Origin of the sequence: Streptomyces sp. NPDC015220 (assembly GCF_043079345.1) — a bacterium.
Classification (GTDB): Bacteria; Actinomycetota; Actinomycetes; order Streptomycetales; family Streptomycetaceae; genus Streptomyces.
Window position 1 is genome coordinate 885,258 of sequence record NZ_JBIBUK010000001.1, and the last position, 19,100, is coordinate 904,357.

11 protein-coding genes and 2 pseudogenes are annotated in these 19,100 nt (G+C 72.5%); 4 read left to right on the forward strand and 9 right to left on the reverse strand.

The features are described from left to right. Positions 1 to 92: 92 nt before the first annotated feature. The 4 genes from ACF061_RS04145 to ACF061_RS04160 form a co-directional block, all read right to left on the reverse strand. Entirely contained in the window at positions 93 to 965 is an 873-nt protein-coding gene (locus ACF061_RS04145; protein ID WP_392265221.1) for an ABC transporter permease, read from the reverse strand. Then, entirely contained in the window at positions 962 to 3,601 is a 2,640-nt protein-coding gene (locus tag ACF061_RS04150; RefSeq protein ID WP_392265222.1) for a CocE/NonD family hydrolase, read from the reverse strand. Before ACF061_RS04150 ends, ACF061_RS04145 begins: the two co-directional genes overlap by 4 nt. A gap of 203 nt (positions 3,602 to 3,804) precedes the next feature. Beyond that, on the reverse strand, positions 3,805 to 5,223 hold the full coding sequence (locus tag ACF061_RS04155; protein WP_392265223.1) for an APC family permease: 1,419 nt from the start codon (positions 5,221 to 5,223) through the stop codon (positions 3,805 to 3,807). A gap of 657 nt (positions 5,224 to 5,880) precedes the next feature. Further along, positions 5,881 to 6,768: an NAD(P)-dependent oxidoreductase gene (locus ACF061_RS04160; RefSeq protein ID WP_392265224.1), complete on the reverse strand. Its 888-nt coding sequence runs from the start codon at positions 6,766 to 6,768 to the stop codon at positions 5,881 to 5,883. A 49-nt stretch (positions 6,769 to 6,817) separates the two neighbouring features. On the opposite strand from ACF061_RS04160, the gene ACF061_RS04165 reads away from it, so the two are divergent. After that, entirely contained in the window at positions 6,818 to 7,168 is a 351-nt protein-coding gene (locus tag ACF061_RS04165; RefSeq protein ID WP_392265225.1) for a winged helix-turn-helix transcriptional regulator, read from the forward strand. A gap of 319 nt (positions 7,169 to 7,487) precedes the next feature. Here ACF061_RS04165 and mmsA read toward each other — a convergent pair whose 3' ends face one another. Next, a complete protein-coding gene (gene mmsA / locus ACF061_RS04170; protein ID WP_392265226.1) occupies positions 7,488 to 8,990 on the reverse strand; it encodes a CoA-acylating methylmalonate-semialdehyde dehydrogenase in 1,503 nt (500 codons plus the stop codon). Positions 8,991 to 9,004: 14 nt separating this feature from the next. After that, positions 9,005 to 9,184, reverse strand: a pseudogene (locus ACF061_RS04175) (hypothetical protein); the annotation flags it as partial. A 632-nt stretch (positions 9,185 to 9,816) separates the two neighbouring features. Between ACF061_RS04175 and ACF061_RS04180 the strand changes: the two are divergent. Then, positions 9,817 to 10,050, forward strand: coding sequence for a helix-turn-helix transcriptional regulator (locus ACF061_RS04180; protein ID WP_392265227.1), 234 nt, complete (start codon positions 9,817 to 9,819; stop codon positions 10,048 to 10,050). Positions 10,051 to 10,126: 76 nt separating this feature from the next. On the opposite strand, the pseudogene ACF061_RS04185 reads toward ACF061_RS04180, so the two are convergent. Continuing rightward, a pseudogene (locus tag ACF061_RS04185) lies at positions 10,127 to 11,187 on the reverse strand (zinc-dependent alcohol dehydrogenase family protein). Positions 11,188 to 11,988: 801 nt separating this feature from the next. Here ACF061_RS04185 and ACF061_RS04190 point away from each other — a divergent pair. Both ACF061_RS04190 and ACF061_RS04195 read left to right on the forward strand, forming a co-directional pair. Next, on the forward strand, positions 11,989 to 12,228 hold the full coding sequence (locus ACF061_RS04190) for a heavy-metal-associated domain-containing protein (RefSeq protein ID WP_392265228.1): 240 nt from the start codon (positions 11,989 to 11,991) through the stop codon (positions 12,226 to 12,228). Positions 12,229 to 12,348: 120 nt separating this feature from the next. Beyond that, a complete protein-coding gene (locus ACF061_RS04195; RefSeq protein WP_392265229.1) occupies positions 12,349 to 14,607 on the forward strand; it encodes a heavy metal translocating P-type ATPase in 2,259 nt (752 codons plus the stop codon). Between the two features lie 653 nt (positions 14,608 to 15,260). Here ACF061_RS04195 and ACF061_RS04200 read toward each other — a convergent pair. Both ACF061_RS04200 and ACF061_RS04205 read right to left on the reverse strand, forming a co-directional pair. After that, positions 15,261 to 16,550, reverse strand: a complete 1,290-nt coding sequence (locus tag ACF061_RS04200) for a citrate synthase (RefSeq protein WP_392265230.1) — start codon at positions 16,548 to 16,550, stop codon at positions 15,261 to 15,263. A gap of 271 nt (positions 16,551 to 16,821) precedes the next feature. Beyond that, positions 16,822 to 19,083 (reverse strand): ATP-dependent RecD-like DNA helicase, encoded by a 2,262-nt coding sequence (locus ACF061_RS04205; RefSeq protein WP_392265231.1) that lies wholly within the window; start codon positions 19,081 to 19,083, stop codon positions 16,822 to 16,824. Positions 19,084 to 19,100 lie beyond the last annotated feature (17 nt).

Here is a 19,100-nt window from a genome sequence, read left to right on the forward strand (position 1 = left end):
AGGGCGTCATGGCGGAGCCATGGCAACCGACGACAACGCGGCGAGGTGCGGCACCAGACCCCGCGAGCCCAACATGATCCAAACGAGAGGCCTTAGGAGACCACGTCCTTCCTGGCGAAGCCGCGGAAGGCCAGGGCGAAGAGCACCAGCGCGTAGCTGACGGAGACGGCCGTGCCCTGGATCATCCCGGCCCACTCCGGCTGCGGCTGCACGGCGTCGGCCCAGGCGAACTGCCAGTGCGCGGGCAGGAAGTGCCGCCAGTCGCCCAGGGCGGTGACGGCGTCCAGGACGTTGCCCACGATGGTCAGGCCGACCGCGCCGCCCACCGCGCCCAGCGGCGCGTCGGTCTTGGTGGACAGCCAGAACGCCAGCCCGGCGGTGACGAGCTGGGACACGAAGACGTACGCCACGACGACCACCAGCCGCTGGGCCGCGGTGCCCGCGTCGAGCACGCCGCCGGTGGGTGTGCGCAGCGGGCCCCAGCCGTAGGCGGCCGTGCCCACGGCCAGCGCCACCACGGGCAGCAGCACCATAGCGGCCAGGCTCAGCCCCAGCCCGACGACCAGCTTGGACCACAGCAGCCGGGCCCTGGGCACGGGCGCGGCGAGCAGGTAGCGCAGGGAGGACCAGCTCGCCTCCGAGGCGACCGTGTCCCCGCAGAACAGGGCCACCGGGATCACCAGCAGGAAGCCCGCCGAGACGAACAGGTTCACCGCGGCGAAGTTGGCGCCGGAGGCGGTGGCCGTGTCCATCAGGGTCACCCGGTTGTTGCGGCCGCCCGGGTCGCCACCGATCGCGAAGGCGGCCACCAGCACGAAGGGCAGCGCGGCCAGGATCCCGCCCATGATCAGTGTGCGGCGGCGCTTGAGCTGGCGCGCCAGTTCGACGCGGAGCGGCAGGGTGCGGCCCGCGCGGTAGCCGGAGGCCGCCTCGACGGGCTCGGTGTCCTGGGTGGGCGTGCTCATGCGGTACCTCCGATCAGGGTGAGGAAGGCGTCCTCCAGGCGGCGGTGCGGGCCGACCGAGGCGACGGGCACGTCCAGCCGCACCAACTCCGCGACGAGCGCCTGCGGCGTGCCGCCGGGCTCCAGCCGGACGAGGATGCCGTCCTCGGTGAGTACCGCCGAGGCCACGCCGGGCAGGGCGGCCACCTTCTCCGCGACGGGCCCGTCCATCGGCGTGGCCGTGCCGATCAGCAGGGTGTCCCCGGAGCCGACGATCTCGCCCACCGGGCCGGCCTGCACCAGCCGCCCGCGGTCCATGACGACCAGGTGGGTGCAGGACTGCTCCACCTCGGCCAGGAGATGGCTGGAGACGATCACCGTGCGCCCGCCGGCCGCGTAGCGGATCATCACCTCGCGCATCTCGCGGATCTGGGGCGGGTCCAGGCCGTTGGTGGGCTCGTCGAGGATCAGCAGGTCGGGCAGGCCCAGCATGGCCTGGGCGATGGCCAGGCGCTGGCGCATGCCCTGGGAGTAGGTGCGTACGGCGCGGGCCAGCGCGTCGCCGAGGCCGGCGATCTCCAGTGCCTCGTCCAGGTGGGCGTCCTCGGCCGGCCGGCCGGTGGCCCGCCAGTACAGCCGGAGGTTCTCCCGGCCGGACAGGTGCGGCAGGAAGCCGGCGCCCTCGACGAAGGCGCCGACCCGGGAGAGGACGGGCGCGCCGGGCCGGATCGCGTGGCCGAAGACACGGATCTCACCGTCGTCCGGCCGGATCAGGCCCATCAGCATGCGCAGGGTGGTGGTCTTGCCGGCGCCGTTGGGCCCGAGCAGGCCCAGCACCTGGCCCCGCTCGACGCGGAAGGACAGGTCCCGTACGGCGTACCGGTCGGCCGATCCGGCGTACCGCTTGCTCAGGCCGGTGATCAGCAGCGGGACGTGGGCCAGCCCGGGGTCGGGGGCGGGCGTGGCGGTGCGGCGGCGGGCGGTCAGCAGCAGGGCGAGCGCGGCGGCCAGGCCCGCGACCGGCAGCCACCACACCCACGCGGGCAGCGGCGCCGCCGCGGTGGTGACCGCGGGTGCGGTCGGCACCTTCAGGTCGCCGCGCAGGGCGACGGTGTACGTCGCCGGGTTCGCCGGGGAGGCGTAGGCGAGGTCGGTGGAGGCGAGCACGAGACGCAGCCGGTGCCCCTTCAGCACCTGGTGGTCGACGGCCGGGAGGGTGAGGGTGACGTCCTTGCCCGCCTTGGCGCCCTCGATCCGCACCGGGTCCACGAGCTGGGCGGGCAGCACCGGCCGGGCCTTGCCCGGCCCGACGTCGTACAGCTTCGCGAAGAGCACGGCGTCGTCGCCGGTCGAGGAGACGCGCACGGTCACGGTGGGCGATCCGGTGATGCGCAGGTCGCCGCCGACCGGAGCCGACTCGAAGGCGGCGTACTGGCCGGGGAAGTCCAGCGACACGCCGACGCCGAGCGCGGACAGCTGGGCGAGCGAGCCGTCGGCGCCGCCGATGCCGGGCAGGGAGGAGACGGCGGGCGGGTTGGCTCCGGCCGGGTTCTGGAACCGCTGCCGGCGCCCGGTCAGGGCGATGGACCGCTCTCCGCTCGCCAGTCCCGGGTACGTGTCCGCGCTCGCGCCCCGCAGCCGGGTCGTGCCGTCGGTGGAGTCGACGCCTCCGGTGCGGCTGATCCGGAAGGCCGGGCCGGTGCCCGCGCCCCGGTCGCCCTTGAGGTAGCGGTCGAACCAGTCGCGCACGCGGCTTCCGACCCGGCTGCCCTCCAGGTCGCCGCCGTCGTGCCCGCCCGCGATCCAGTCCACGGCCACGGGGGCGCCGTTGGCCTTGATCGCCTCGGCGGCCGCGTCGGCCTGCCCGAGCGGGAAGAGCGAGTCGGTCTGCCCCTGGACCAGCAGCGTCGGCACCTTGATGCGGCCGGCCACGGCGGACGGCGAGCGCTCCTGGAGCAGTCGGCGCGCCTGGGTGTCCGGCCGCCCGGACTCGGCGACCCGCTGGTACATCCGGCACAGCTCGGCCTCGAACCTGTCGCAGCCGCCGCCGGAGTTGATGAAGACGCCCGCCCAGAGTTTCTTGAAGACGCCGTTCGGGAACAGCGCGTCGGCGAGGTTCCAGTAGGTGATCGCCGGGGCGATGGCGTCGACCCGGTGGTCGTACCCGGCGGCGAGCAGGGAGACCGCGCCTCCGTAGGAGGCCCCGGCCACGCCCACCCGGGGGTCGCCGGGCCGGTCCAGCCGGACCTGGGGCTGCCGGGCCAGCCAGTCGATCAGCCGGGAGACGTCGGCGACCTCGGCCTCGGGGTCGTTCAGCCCGATCCGCCCGGTGGACCTGCCGAAGCCGCGCGCCGACCAGGTGAGCACCGCGTACCCGTCCCGGGCGAGGTCCTCGGCCTGCCGGCGTACGTCGTCCTTGCTGCCGCCGAAGCCGTGTCCGAGCAGGACGGCGGGGTGGCGGCCGGCGCCGGCGGGGGTGAAGTACGAGGTGTCGACGCGCACCCCGCCGCCCATGCTCATGACCCGGTCGGCGCGGTGCACTGCGGGCGGGTCGTCGGAGGCGACCGCCGTCCAGGTGCCGGCCCCGGCGAGCAGGACGACGGCGGCCCCGGCGGCCGCCCACCGCCGGGGCCGTCGGAGCAGCCCTCGAAGATCCATGGCTCCACGGTACGGGTCGCCGCCGACAACCGGTGCCACCGCTGGGCCGAACCCGGCCCCCTCCTCGGGGAGTACGGCCGCGGGACGGCGTACCGCGGCCGTGGTAGCGGGCACGGCCGTGCGGGTACGGCGAAGGCCCTCCACACCGTGGAGGGCCTTCGCCGGCGCAGGACGTCCGCCGGCTGTCGGGGGAGTTCGCCGGGTTACTCCTGCTCGTCGGCGGGGATGGAGACCAGCCAGCGCGTGTCGCGGCGCGGGCGGAGGTAGAAGGCCCAGTACAGGGTGGCGACGGCGGTGATGCCGCCGGTCCACAGCAGGTAGCCGACCTCCTGCTGGGTGAGGATGTACACCAGCACCACGATCAGCAGGATCGGCATGGCGGGCCACAGCGGCATGCGCCAGGCGGAGGTGTGCTTGTGGGCGCCGCGGCGGCACAGCAGGGCGGCGACCGCGACCAGGATGTACATGCCGGTCACCGAGACGCCGGTGACGCCGTAGAGCGTGTCCAGGTTGACGAAGCAGAGGGCGGCGCCGGGAACGCCGACCGCGAGGGTGGCCACCCAGGGGGAGCCGAAGCGGCCCAGCCGGGAGAAGACGTTGTTGACGGGCGCGGGCCATGCCTTGTCGCGGGCGGAGGCGAACAGCACGCGGGAGTTCTGGATGACCATGACGATGCCGGCGTTGATGATCGCCAGGGCCACGCAGAGGCTGACGAAGGTGCCGACCGCGGAGTTGGACCAGGCGGTCACCATCGAGCTGAGGTCGCCGCTGGTCAGCTCCTTGAGGTCGGAGGCGCCCATGGTGATGGCGACGACCGGCACGAGGATGATCACCGAGGAGATGGCGAGGGTGGCGAGCACCGTGCGGGCCACGTTGCGGCGCGGGTTCTCCAGTTCCTCGGAGAGGTAGACGGCGGTCGAGAAGCCCTGGGTGGCGAAGAGGGCGATGGCGAGCCCGGAGATGACCAGCATGGCCGTCACCGGGTCGGTGTGGCCGGCCGAGTCGGCCACCTGCATGGAGACCAGGCTGCCGACCCCGCGCTGGCTGTGGGCGAAGCCCAGCATGGCGACCACGCCGGCCGCGATGACCTCCAGGACCAGGAAGATGCCGGTGATCCAGGCGTTGGCGCGCAGGTCCAGCAGACCGGCGAGAGTGGCCAGCAGCATCACGCCGGCACCGGTCATCGCCGGGTCGAGGTGCACGATCGGCGTCAGGTAGTCCGCCGTGCCCATGGCGATCACCGGCGGGACGATCACGACGACCAGCAGGGACAGCACGAAGACCAGCCAGCCCGCCAGCCGCCCGGCCATCGTGGAGACCATGGCGTACTCGCCGCCCGCGCTGGGGATGAGGGTGCCCAGCTCCGAGTAGCAGAACGCCACGGCGATACAGAGCAGCGAGCCGATGGCGATCGTCATCGCGGTCGCGGTGCCGAGCGAGCCGAACAGGTCGGGCACGACCACGAAGAGCGTGGACGCGGGCGTCACGCACGAGAGGGTGAGGAGGGTGCCGCCGACGACCCCGATGGAGCGCTTGAGCTGCTGGGGACTGTCCGTCTTCCCTGCGGGGCTTCCGTTCGCCTGAGCGACGGCGTTGTCGACAGGGCGGAGCGTGTCGGTCATGCGGCGGTTCCGATCGACTCGTGCAACAGATGATGGGGGCTCGGGAGCGCTATCGCCTCCGGCGGCTTCGCTCATGGGTTCTTCGTCTCTTCGTCCGCTCCCGGCGCCAGCATGGAACCCCGACGAAAACCATCACGTCAATGGCTGTTTACCTTCGGAATCCGCAGTTGCAATCAGCGGAGCATCGGATCGTTTTCGCAGGTACCGAGGCTTCGCCAGGGCATTCATCAAGCCCCGGCGAACTGTGACCTTGTTTTCGAAGGCGAACGCATCCACTTGCCTCAGGCACCCGTTTCATCCCGTCCGCACGGGAATCGCAGGCGTGGCGTAAAAAAAGTTGCGGCCGTCCGGTATCCGGACGGCCGCGACAGCGCCTCGTGCCACACTCGGTGACGACGGGGAAACCCGCAGCCACCGACCGGGCCCTTGCTCGCCGCCGGCTTCCGGACGGACTCCGGAGGGCTCACCGAGGGCTTCCGGTCGGGATCCGAGGGACCCGCCGACGGCTTCCGGTCGGGATCCGAGGGACCCGCCGACGGCTTCCGGTCGGGCTCCGCAGGCTCGCCGCCGGCTTCCGGTCGGGCTCCGCAGGCTCGCCGCCGGCTTCCGGTCGGGCTCCGCAGGCTCGCCGCCGGCCTCCCGGCCTCCCTACGGCCCTCAGCGGCGGCTCAGGACCTCGGCGATCCGGCTGAACCCGTCCGCGCCGTGCCCCCGCGCGATGGCGCGGCGGACCACGCCCTCGGCCGCGCGCATCACCCCCGCGTCGATGCCGTGCGCCTCGGAGGCGTGCACGATGTGCGCCATGGACGACACCGCCGAGGTGATCGGGTTGCCCTCGCCGGAGAAGCCGCCGCTCTCCACGTCCTCGGCGATCTCGCCGAACAGCGGCGGCAGGATCTCGCCGATGCCCTGGGCGAACGGCGCCAGTTCCCGCGCGGTGACGCCCTCGGCCCGCGCCACCGCCAGGGCGTGCGCGTAGCCGGTCATCGCGGTCCAGAAGACGTCGAGCAGCGCGATGTCGTACGCCGCCGCCCGGCCGATCTCCTCGCCGAGGTGGGTGTGGGTCCCGCCCAGCGCCTCCAGCACGGGCCGGTGCTCCCGGTAGAACTCCGCCGGGCCGCTGTGGATGAACACCGCGGCGGGCGTTCCGATGGTCGTGGTCGGCGTCATGATCGCACCGTCCAGGTAACGGATGCCGTGCGCGGCGGCCCAGTCCGCCAGTTCCCGGGCCCGGCCCGGAGTGTCCGCGGTCAGGTTGACGACCGTGCGGCCCTTCAGCGCGGCGGCGACCTCCTCGCGCCGCAGGACGGCGTCCACCGCGTCGTAGTTCACCAGGCAGACGACGGTCAGTTCGCTCGCGGCGACCGCCTCCCGCGCCGTCCGGGCGCCGGCCGCTCCCCGCTCGACCAGTTCGGCGTCCCGGCCCGGTGTCCGGTTCCAGACCGTGGTCCGCAGTCCCGCGCCCAGGAACGCACCGGCCAGGGCCCGGCCCATCGGCCCCAGGCCGAGCACGGTGACGGCAGACTGTTCGGAGTGCTTGGACATGATCCACCCTTCATATGAATGCAATTAAACATGGATGAATGGGGCGAAGATGACGCGCAGTCGTGCTCAGGACACGAATGTCTGCGGAGTGACCGCCGCGATCGCCGTGATCGACGGCAAGTGGAAGACCGCTCTTCTCTGGCTGCTGGAGTCCGGCCCCCAGCGCCCCGGTGAGCTGCGCCGACGGCTGCCGGGCCTCAGCGAGAAGGTCCTGACTCAGGCCCTGCGCGAGATGGAGTCGGACGGGCTGGTGCACCGGGAGGTGCACGACGTGCTGCCGCTGAAGACCGTGTACTCGCTGACCGCGTTCGGCCGCGAGCTCTCCGAGGCGCTGGCGCCCCTGTCCGACTGGGGCCACCGCCGCTTGGCGAGGCTCACCGGGCCCCAGCCGGTCTCCTGACTCAACGCCCCCTCCGTCCCCTCGTGATCCGGCGGCCGCCGGCCGCCCGCAACCAGGTTCGCCGCACCGTCGGCCGCTGCCAAGTACGCACAAAAAAGTGGGTGGAGGCGGGAAGCGGGTGGGCACGGGGGTGCGGCGGGAAGCGGGTCGGCGCGGTCACGGCCGACGCGGTCACGGCCGGGTCGGCGCGGCTCGGGGCCGTCCCCGTCCGCCTCCTCTTCGGGTCCGGCCCGCCCGGGCCCGTACGCGCGAGCCCGCGGACACGAAGGTGCCCCGCCCCGGCGTTCGCCGGGGCGGGGCACGGATCGGCCGGTGGGCGTCAGTGGTTGCGCGGGAACCCGAGGTCGACGCCGGCCGGGGCCTCGGACGGGTCGGGCCAGCGGGTGGTGACCACCTTGCCGCGCGTGTAGAAGTGGGTGCCGTCGTTGCCGTAGATGTGGTGGTCGCCGAAGAGCGAGTCCTTCCAGCCGCCGAAGGAGTGGTAGCCCACCGGCACCGGGATCGGCACGTTCACACCGACCATGCCGGCCTCGACCTCCAGCTGGAAGCGGCGGGCCGCGCCGCCGTCCCGGGTGAAGACGGCGGTGCCGTTGCCGAACGGCGAGGCGTTGATGAGGGCCACGCCCTCCTCGTAGGTGTCCACGCGCAGCACGCACAGCACCGGGCCGAAGATCTCGTCCTGGTACGCCTTCGCGGTGGTCGGCACCCGGTCCAGCAGCGACAGGCCGATCCAGTGGCCGTCCTCGAAGCCCTCCACGGTGTGGCCGGTGCCGTCCAGGACCACCTCGCAGCCCTCGTCGGCGGCGCCCTTCACATAGGAGGCCACCTTGTCGCGGTGGGCGGCGGTGATCAGCGGACCCATCTCGGAGGCCGGGTCGTCGCCCGGACCGATCTTGATCTTCTCGGCGCGCTCGCGGATCTTCGTCACCAGCTCGTCGCCGACCGAGCCGACCGCGACCACGGCGGAGATGGCCATGCAGCGCTCGCCGGCCGAGCCGTAGGCCGCCGAGACCGCGGCGTCCGCCGCCGCGTCCAGGTCGGCGTCCGGCAGGACCAGCATGTGGTTCTTGGCGCCGCCCAGCGCCTGCACGCGCTTGCCGTTGGTGGCGGCGGTGGTGTGGATGTAGCGGGCGATCGGGGTCGAGCCGACGAAGGAGACCGCCTTGACGTCGGGGTGCTCCAGGAGGCGGTCGACGGCCACCTTGTCGCCGTGCACGACGTTGAACACGCCGTCGGGCAGGCCCGCCTCGGACAGCAGCTCGGCGATGCGCACCGACGCCGACGGGTCCTTCTCGCTCGGCTTCAGCACGAAGGTGTTGCCGCAGGCGATGGCGATGGGGAACATCCACATCGGGACCATCGCCGGGAAGTTGAACGGCGTGATGCCGGCGACCACGCCCAGCGGCTGCCGGATCGAGGCCACGTCCACCCGGGTCGCCACCTGCGTCGACAGCTCGCCCTTGAGCTGCACGCTGATCCCGCAGGCCAGGTCGACGATCTCCAGGCCGCGCGCGACCTCGCCGAGCGCGTCGGAGTGCACCTTGCCGTGCTCGGCGGTGATCAGATCGGCGATCTCGTCCCGGTGGGCGTCCAGCAGCGCGCGGAACCTGAACAGGATCGAGGTGCGCTGCGCCAGCGAGGACTGGCCCCAGGTCAGGTACGCGTCCTGGGCGGCCGCCACCGCCGCGTCCACCTCGTCGACCGAGGCGAACGCCACCTTGGTGGTGACCGCGCCGGTCGCCGGGTCCGTGACCGGCCCGTACGTCCCCGAGGCGCCTTCGACGGTCTTCCCGCCGATCCAGTGGTTGACGATCTTCGTCATGCCCGGTTACTCCTTCACAGATGGCGGCGTCGGGTCGAGACGTGCCGTTCGTGCAGCTCATGTGCCCCGAGCGCCGGCGGTCGGGCCGCGGTCTCGGTCACGTACCCATCCCACCAGGGCCGCGGCCGGGGCGCGCCCGACACTGTGTCTGCGGTTTCGGTGTCCGTGTAGACACATGTGGGAGTGTCCAATGCCGTGCCCCGGCGTGGCCGTGAGCGGGTGGGCCGTGCGCGTGTCGCCGGACCCTCCGCACCGGAGCCGTGGACGTCCAGTGGACCCTCCGGGCCGGGGCCTTCGCGCGTCCGGAACGCCGCGGACCGGGCCGTGTGCGTGTCGGAGACCTCCGGCGCGGGGCCGTAGCGGGCGGGGAGTCGACGCTCGCACTTCGCTCCTGCCAGGGCGAAGCGGCCTCCCGCGCCGGAGGCGATCGGTGACCGGGCGGCGCCGAGCGCCCACGTGCCTTGACCCAACGTGCGCTCACCACCCGGTTCTTGGAACTCCGCGTGCTCCGTCCGTCATGTACCTGCACCGTACAACCGCCCGCTCGCCGGCAGTGTGCTCCACTCGCCGGGGCGGGCGCCGAACGTGTGTGTGCGACTCCCCCGGTTGTAGTGCCGGACGCGGCGGACTGTCAATGCTTTGTCCGGACATTCGGACGAGCGGCACCGAAGAGGCCGGAAGACGCCCCGTTCGCATCGGCCACGTCACCAACGCCACTCTCCTGTCACAGATGTCTCAGGAACGCTGTCCCTCTGTCACAGGCGGGCCACAGCCCCATGCCGCCGCCCGGCCCCCGTCGTTCGCCGGGCACTGGGGAGGTACGTACATGACCGACCGAAGCCTCTGGTCGTACAAGGAGATCGCGGCGCACATCCGGGTGCGGCCGGACACCGTGCGGTCCTATCGCAAGCACGGTCTGCTTCCGCCACCGGACCACGTGGAGGCCGGCAGGCCCTACTGGTACGCCGACACCGTCCGGGCCTGGGTAGCGGCCCGGCCCGGAAACCGCGGCCGGCGCGGAGGCGGCGGGAGCGGAGGCGGCGGGGACGGCGGAGACTGAGCCCCGCCCGGGCCCCGGGGCCGCTCTCTCCTCGGTCCCGGGGCCGCTCTCTCCTCGGTCCCGGCACCGGCCGGTGTCACGGCCCCGTCTCCGTTCGGCGCCACGGCTCGACGACCGTGACCCCGGCCCCCGGTGCCGTGCCCAGCGCGGCGAGCGCGTCCGGGACCGCCTCCAGTCCGATGGCCGAGGTCACCAGGAGGTCGGGGCGCAGGGTGCCCGCCGCCACCAGACGCAGCAGCTCCGGATAGGCGTGCGCGGCCATGCCGTGGCTGCCGAGCAGTTGGAGTTCCAGTGCGATCGCGCGGGCCATGGGGACCGGGGTGGTGCCGGTCGCGGACGGCAGCAGGCCGACCTGGACGTGCCGGCCCCGGCGGCGCAGGCCGTTCACGGAGGCGGCGCAGGTGGCGGGCGAGCCGAGCGCGTCGAGGGAGAGGTGGGCGCCGCCGCCGGTCGCCTCGCGCACCGCTCGGCCGTGTCCCGCGCCTCAGCGGCGTCGACGCACAGCGCCGCGCCGAACGTCCGGGCCAGTTCCAGCGCCCGCGGCGACACGTCCACCGCCACCACCCGCGCCCCGGCCGCCGCCGCGATCATCACCGCCGACAGGCCCACACCGCCGCAGCCGTGCACGGCGACCCACTCGCCCGCGGCCACCCGCCCCTGCTGGACCACCGCGCGGTAGGCCGTGGCGAACCGGCAGCCCAGCGAGGCGGCGGTCGCGAAGGAGAGACCCGCGGGCACGGCGACCAGGTTGACGTCGGCGTGGTCGAGCGCCACGTACTGGGCGAAGGAGCCCCAGTGGGTGAAGCCGGGCTGGGTCTGCCGCTCGCACACCTGCTGGTCGCCCGCCGCGCACGCGGCACAGGCGCCGCAGGCGCAGACGAAGGGGACCGTCACCCGGTCGCCGGGATGCCACCGGCTCACCCGGGAGCCGACCGTCTCGACCACACCGGCGAGTTCGTGACCGGGCACGTGCGGGAGGGTCACGTCCGGGTCGTGGCCCTGCCACGCGTGCCAGTCGCTGCGGCACAGCCCGGTCGCCTCCACCCGCACCACGACCCCGTGCTCCGCGGGCTCCGGCCGCGCCACCTCCCGCACCTCGGCCGGTTCCCCGAACCGCTCGAACACCACCGCCCGCATCCGCCGCCTCGCCTTCCCGCCGGGCCCTGGACCACGGATGGAGAGGTGTCCGGGACCGGCCGGTGGCCGTCCATCACCGCCCGGGGCCGTCATGACCGCGCATGACCGCCCATGACCGTGCCCGGCCGTCCGCTCCGGCGCCCGGGAGACCGTCTCCCTCCGCGGATCGCCTTCCGCACCGAACGCTAACGCCTGTCCGGTACGGCCGGTCACCGCGCCGCCCGAACCCCCGCCGCGCCACGCCGGCCGCTCCGCCTCACGCCCACCCCACGGCTCCATGCCGGGCCCACCGCGTCAGGCCTGCCCCCACACGCGCCACGCCGGCCCCGCCCCGCCGCGTCAGGCCTGCCCTACACGCGCCACGCCGGCCCCGCCCCGCCGCGCCATGTCACACGCAGCGCGCCACGCCGGCCCCACCGCGTCAGGCGACCGCACCCGTCTTTCGCCGACTCGCCGGCCTCCCCGCGCCCCCATGGCCGCCGCCCCGCTGTTCCTCGCACTGATGCGCGGGTCCGACATGCCGGGCCGGATCGCCGGGGGGCGCGAGGTCCCGCATGCGACCCTGCTCCTGCGGATCGGGACCGCCGGGGCCCCGCCCCCTCTCGTCCGTGGCCCGTGGCCGCCACCGGAGGTCCCGCCACCGAGACGGCCGCCCGGCCCCTCCCCGCGCCTTCCCCGCACCGTCCGCATCTCCGGCGAAAGCGCGCCCCGGCCTCCGTAATACCCCATAGGGGTATAATGGGATGGTATGAGTCCTCCGTGGGCCACACGGGTCCCACACGCCACGACGAGGAGAGCGCCATGACCGCCCAGACCGACACCCCGGACACCGTCACCGCCGTCTACAAGGTGAGCGGGATGAGCTGCGGACACTGCGAGGGCGCCGTCTCCGCCGAGATCTCCGAGCTGCCCGGTGTCGGCTCGGTGAAGGCCGTCGCCTCGACCGGCGAGGTCACCGTGGTCTCCGCCGCCCCGCTCGACGAGGCGGCGGTGCGCGCCGCCGTGGACGAGGCGGGCTTCGAGCTCGTCGGCCGCGTCTGAGGCGACGCGCCCCGGCACGCATCCACGGGAGACGCCCCGGGAGGGGTCTCCCGACGCCGGGCCGTACCGGTCGGCCGATACTGGTCCCGTACGGCCCGGTCCGCCCCCTGGAGTACGGACATGACCAGCACCACCACCGGCGCAGCCGCGCCCACGGCCCCGGAAGCGTCCGAGGTCGAGCTGCTCATCGGCGGGATGACCTGCGCCTCCTGCGCGGCCCGCGTGGAGCGCAAGCTCAACCGGATGGACGGCGTCACCGCCACGGTGAACTTCGCGACGGAGAAGGCGAAGGTCTCCTACCCGCCGGGGGTGGCGGTGTCCGACCTGATCGCCACGGTGGTGAGGACCGGCTACACGGCCGAGGAGCCGCCGCCGCCTGAACCCGAGCCCGTCGCCGGGGGCGAGGCGGCGAGGGCCGCGGACCCCGAGCTCGCCGCCCTGCGGCAGCGCCTGACCGTCTCCGCGCTCCTCGCCGTCCCGGTCGTCCTGCTGTCCATGGTCCCGGCCCTGCAGTTCGACGACTGGCAGTGGCTCGCGCTGACGCTGGCCGCGCCGGTCGTCGTCTGGGGCGGCCTGCCCTTCCACCGGGCGGCCCTGACCGGCGCCCGGCACGGGGCCGCCACCATGGACACCCTCGTCTCGGTCGGCACCCTCGCCGCGTTCGGCTGGTCGCTGTGGGCCCTGTTCCTCGGCGACGCGGGCATGCCCGGCATGCACGACGAGTTCCGCCTCACCGTCTCCCGGACGGACGCGGCCTCCACGATCTACCTGGAGGTCGCCGCCGGAGTGGTGGCCTTCATCCTCCTCGGCCGCTTCCTGGAGGCCCGCTCCAAGCGGCGGGCGGGCGCGGCGCTGCGCACACTGCTGGAGCTCGGCGCGAAGGACGTGTCGGTGCTGCGGGAGGGCCGCGAGGTCCGGATCCCGGTGGCGGCGCTGGCCGTCGGCGACCGGTTCGTCGTACGCCCCGGCGAGAAGATCGCCACCGACGGCACCGTCGTCGAGGGCGCCTCGGCGGTGGACGCCTCGATGCTGACCGGCGAGTCCGTGCCGGTGGACGTCGTCGTCGGCGGCACGGTCACGGGCGCCACGGTCAACGCGGGCGGCCGGCTGGTGGTCGAGGCCACCCGGGTCGGCGCGGACACCCGGCTCGCCCGGATGGCGAAGCTGGTGGAGGACGCGCAGAACGGCAAGGCCCGGGTGCAGCGGCTGGCCGACCGGATCTCGGCGGTGTTCGTGCCCGTCGTGCTGCTCATCGCCCTGGGAACGCTGCTCGCCTGGCTGTTCGCGACCGGTGAGGTGACCGCCTCGTTCACCGCGGCCGTCGCGGTGCTGATCATCGCCTGCCCGTGCGCGCTGGGCCTGGCCACGCCGACCGCGCTGATGGTCGGCACCGGGCGGGGCGCGCAGCTCGGCATCCTCATCAAGGGCCCCGAGGTGCTGGAGTCCACCCGGCGCGTCGACACCGTCGTCCTGGACAAGACCGGCACGGTCACCACCGGCCGGATGACCCTCCAGGAGGTGTACGCCGCCGAGGGCGTCGACGAGAAGCACCTGCTGCGGCTGGCGGGCGCCCTGGAGCACGCCTCCGAGCACCCGGTCGCCCGCGCGGTCGCGGCCGGCGCCGAGGAGCGCGTCGGCCCGCTGCCCGGCGTCGAGCGCTTCGAGAACGTCCCCGGGCGCGGCGTGCGCGGACGGGTGGAGGGTCACGAGGTCGTCGTCGGGCGCCTGTTCGAAGAGCTGCCCAAGGAGGTGGCCCGGGCCCGCGACGAGGCCGAGGCGGGCGGGCGCACGGCCGTCGTGGTCGGCTGGGACGGCGCGGCCCGGGGTGTGGTCGCCGTGGCGGACACGGTCAAGGAGACCAGCCCGGAGGCCGTGCGGCGGCTGCGGGCGCTGGGACTGCGGCCGGTGCTGCTGACCGGTGACAACCGCGCGGTCGCCGGGGCGGTGGCGCGGGCGGTCGGGATCGACCCGGCCGACGTGCTCGCCGAAGTGCTGCCCGAGGACAAGGTCAGGGCCGTCGAGCGGCTGCGGGCCGAGGGTCGCACCGTGGCCATGGTCGGCGACGGCGTCAACGACGCCGCCGCGCTCGCCACCGCCGACCTCGGCCTGGCGATGGGCACGGGCACGGACGCCGCCATCGAGGCCGGCGACCTGACGCTGGTGCGCGGGGACCTGCGGGTGGCCGCGGACGCCATCCGGCTGTCCCGGCGGACGCTGGCCACGATCAAGGGCAACCTCGTGTGGGCCTTCGGCTACAACGTGGCCGCGCTGCCGCTGGCCGCCGCGGGACTGCTCAACCCGATGATCGCGGGGGCGGCGATGGCGTTCTCCTCGGTGTTCGTGGTGACGAACAGCCTCCGGCTGCGCACATTTCACTGAGTCCGGACCAGGAGACCCCTTGGAGTCCGGCGCGCGCCTCACATAAGCTCTTCACAAGGCTCGCGCATCATTTTTACGCTTGGGCCTCGATCGCCATATCAGGTCTCTTGCGTACCTAAGGGACATATGCAAGAGACACAGATCACAGTGATGTGAACGTAACCCTCGAAGGGCTTCGAAGGTCTAAGTTGGCGATGTCAGGAAGCGTCTTGGGGGGCGCGGACTGACGTCTGGGGATGTCTTGGGGGACGTCCTCGGAGATGCGTCGCCGGGGCACGTACACCGGGAAGCTTTGAGCGGCCCTCCCGGACGTGCGCTGTCCCGGCAGATCGCACAGCAGTACAGCAGTACGGCAGTACAGAGCACGACCAGGAGTACGACGAGTGCTGCTCGTCGTCGCTCACAGCGGTTCAGGCGCTGGTTCTCACAGACGCCCGGCAAGGATCCCGTGGGGGGAATCCGCACCGGGACATGGGAAGGCGCCCTGGCCGCCGGCCCGTGGGGGGACCGGCGCACCGGGGCGCCTTCCACTCTTCTCACCGCGTGAGCGGGTTCTCCTCCGCCCGTCCGGGCACGGGCCGGCGCGGGCACAGAAGTCCCGTGTCCGCCGGGCGGCGGACACGGGACCCGGCGCGGCTACGCGGCCGCGGTGCTCAGCGCTCCTCGACCGGGACGAAGTCGCGCTCGACGATGCCGGTGTAGATCTGGCGCGGGCGGCCGATGCGGGAACCCGGCTCCTTGATCATCTCGTGCCACTGGGCGATCCAGCCCGGCAGCCGGCCCAGGGCGAACAGGACCGTGAACATCTCGGTCGGGAAGCCCATGGCCCGGTAGATCAGGCCGGTGTAGAAGTCGACGTTCGGGTAGAGCTTGCGCTCGACGAAGTAGTCGTCGGAGAGGGCGTGCTCCTCCAGCTTCAGGGCGATGTCGAGGAGTTCGTCGTCCTTGCCGAGGGCGGAGAGCACGTCGTGCGCGGCGGCCTTGATGATCCTGGCGCGCGGGTCGAAGTTCTTGTAGACCCGGTGGCCGAAGCCCATCAGGCGGACGCCGTCCTCCTTGTTCTTCACCTTGCGGATGAAGGTGTCGACGTCGTTGCCCGAGTCGCGGATGCCCTCCAGCATCTCCAGCACCGACTGGTTGGCGCCGCCGTGCAGCGGGCCCCACAGGGCGTTGATGCCGGCCGAGATCGACGCGAACATGTTGGCCTGCGAGGAGCCGACCAGGCGGACCGTGGAGGTCGAGCAGTTCTGCTCGTGGTCGGCGTGCAGGATGAGCAGCTTGTCCAGCGCGGAGACGACGACGGGGTCGAGCTCGAACTCCTGGGCGGGGACCGAGAAGGTCATGCGCAGGAAGTTCTCGACGTAGCCGAGGTCGTTGCGCGGGTAGACGAACGGGTGACCGATCGACTTCTTGTACGCGTAGGCCGCGATCGTCGGGAGCTTGGCGAGCAGGCGGATGGTGGAGAGGTTGCGCTGCTTCTCGTCGAACGGGTTGTGGCTGTCCTGGTAGAAGGTGGACAGCGCCGAGACCACCGAGGACAGCATCGCCATCGGGTGGGCGTCGCGAGGGAACCCCTTGTAGAAGTTCTTGACGTCCTCGTGCAGCAGGGTGTGCTGCGTGATCTCGTTCTTGAAGGTGGTGAGCTCGTCGACGGTCGGCAGCTCACCGTTGATCAGCAGGTAGGCCACCTCCAGGAAGGTGGAGCGCTCGGCCAGCTGCTCGATGGGGTAGCCGCGGTACCGGAGGATGCCCTGCTCGCCGTCGAGATAGGTGATGGCGGATTTGTAGGCGGCGGTGTTGCCGTAGCCGCTGTCGAGAGTCACCAGACCGGTCTGGGCGCGCAGCTTCCCGATGTCGAAGCCCTTGTCGCCGACGGTGCTGTCGACCACCGGGTAGGTGTACTCGCCGCCGTCGTACCGCAGTACTACAGAGTTGTCGCTCACGTCTTCCCTCACCGACGTAGTGCCTCATCTTCGAGGTGCCCTGACTGTCTCTACCATCCCCCATTTGGCTCAGGAGAGTGCACTCGGGGTCGACCATTGGGCCCATTGGCGGCACTCAGTGCCGCCAACCTGCTCATCCTGCCCCCTCGATCGGGTCACGGGAAGTGCTGTGTGACCTTTGCGACTCATTTGATCGATCATTTTTCGCGGCACCCGGCCGAGACCGGGCATCCGGGGGTCTTCTCGGGCATATGACAGCTTTTGCGTGCCTTCAGAGCGTTCTGCCGCCCTTGAGGCGGAAGTCCAGTGCCGTGCAGCGCCGTCCCGCCGAGACCGTCCGCACCGCCTGGCCGATCGCCTTGCGCGAGCCGACGAGCACGACCAGCTTCTTGGCCCGGGTCACCGCCGTGTAGAGCAGGTTCCGCTGGAGCATCATCCAGGCGCCGGTGGTGACCGGGATCACCACGGCGGGATATTCACTGCCCTGCGAGCGGTGAATGGTCACCGCGTACGCGTGCGCCAGCTCGTCCAGCTCGTCGAAGTCGTACGGGACCTCCTCGTCCTCGTCGGTCAGCACCGTCAGGCGCTGCTCGACCGGGTCCAGCGAGGTGACCACGCCCACGGTGCCGTTGAAGACGCCGTTCTCCCCTTTCTCGTAGTTGTTACGGATCTGAGTGACCTTGTCCCCGACCCGGAAAACGCGCCCGCCGAACCGCTTTTCCGGCAGATCGGGCCGGGCGGGGGTGACGGCCTGCTGGAGCAGTCCGTTGAGGGTGCCGGCACCCGCCGGGCCGCGGTGCATGGGCGCGAGGACCTGCACGTCCCGGCGGGGGTCGAGGCCGAACCTGGCCGGGATCCGCCGCGCCGCCACGTCCACGGTGAGCCGCCCCGCCTCCTCGGTGTCGTCCTCGACGAAGAGGAAGAAGTCCTTCATGCCGTCGGTGACGGGGTGCTGCCCGGCGTTGATCCGGTGCGCGTTGGTCACCACGCCCGACTGCTGGGCCTGCCGGAAGACCCGGGTGAGCCGGACGGCGGGGATCGGGCTGCCCTCGGCCAGCAGGTCGCGCAGCACCTCGCCGGCGCCCACGCTGGGCAACTGGTCCACGTCCCCGACGAACAGCAGATGGGCGCCCGGAGGCACCGCCTTCACCAGCTTGTTGGCGAGCAGCAGGTCCAGCATGGACGCCTCGTCGACGACCACGAGGTCGGCGTCGAGCGGGCGGTCCCGGTCGTAGGCCGCGTCGCCGCCGGGCTTGAGCTCCAGCAGCCGGTGGACGGTGGAGGCCTCGGCCCCGGTCAGCTCGGCGAGGCGCTTGGCGGCCCGCCCGGTGGGCGCGGCCAGCACCACCTTGGCCTTCTTGGCGCGGGCCAGCTCCACGATCGAGCGCACCGTGAAGGACTTGCCGCAGCCGGGCCCGCCGGTCAGCACGGCCACCTTCTCGGTCAGCGCCAGCTTCACGGCCGCCTCCTGCTCGGGGGCGAGTTCGACCCCCGTCCGGCCCCCGAGCCAGCCGAGCGCCTTGTCCCACACCACGTCCCGGAAACCGGGCATCCGGTCCTCCTCCGTCCGCAGCAGGCGCAACAGCTGGGCGGAGAGGGAGAGTTCGGCGCGGTGGAAGGGGACGAGGTAGACGGCGGTGACGGGGTCGCCGCCCTCCGGGTCGGGGATCTTCTCCCGCACGACGCCGGGGTCCTCCCCCGCCTCGGGCTCGGCGGCCAGTTCCGCCAGGCACTCGATGACGAGCCCGGTGTCCACCTGGAGCAGCTTGACGGCGTCCGCGATCAGCCGCTCCTCGGGCAGGTAGCAGTTCCCCTGGTCGGCGGACTGCGACAGCGCGTACTGGAGGCCCGCCTTGACCCGCTCCGGGCTGTCGTGCGGGATGCCGACGGACTGGGCGATCTTGTCGGCGGTCAGGAAGCCGATGCCCCAGACGTCGGCGGCCAGCCGGTAGGGCTGGTTCTTCACCACGGAGATCGAGGCGTCGCCGTACTTCTTGTAGATGCGCACGGCGATGGAGGTGGACACCTCGACGGTCTGGAGGAAGAGCATGACCTCCTTGATCGCCTTCTGCTCCTCCCACGCCTCGGCGATCTTCTTGGTCCGCTTGGGCCCGAGGCCCGGGACCTCGATGAGCCGCTTGGGCTCCTCCTCGATGACCGTGAGGGTGTCGACGCCGAAGTGCTGGGTGATCCGGTCGGCGAAGACCGGCCCGATCCCCTTCACCAGCCCGGAGCCGAGGTAGCGGCGGATGCCCTGGACGGTGGCCGGCAGCACGGTCGTGTAGTTCTCGACGTGGAACTGCTTGCCGTACTGCGGGTGCGACCCCCAGCGCCCCTCCATCCGCAGCGACTCCCCCACCTGCGCGCCGAGCAGCGCGCCGACGACCGTGAGGAGATCGCCGGCGCCTCTGCCGGTGTCGACCCGGGCGACGGTGTAGCCGTTCTCCTCATTGGAGTACGTGATCCGCTCGAGCACGCCTTCGAGCGTGGCGAGCCGCCGCTCGTCGGGGGCCGCGGGGGGCTGGTTGGGCATGATCCGACGGTACCGGT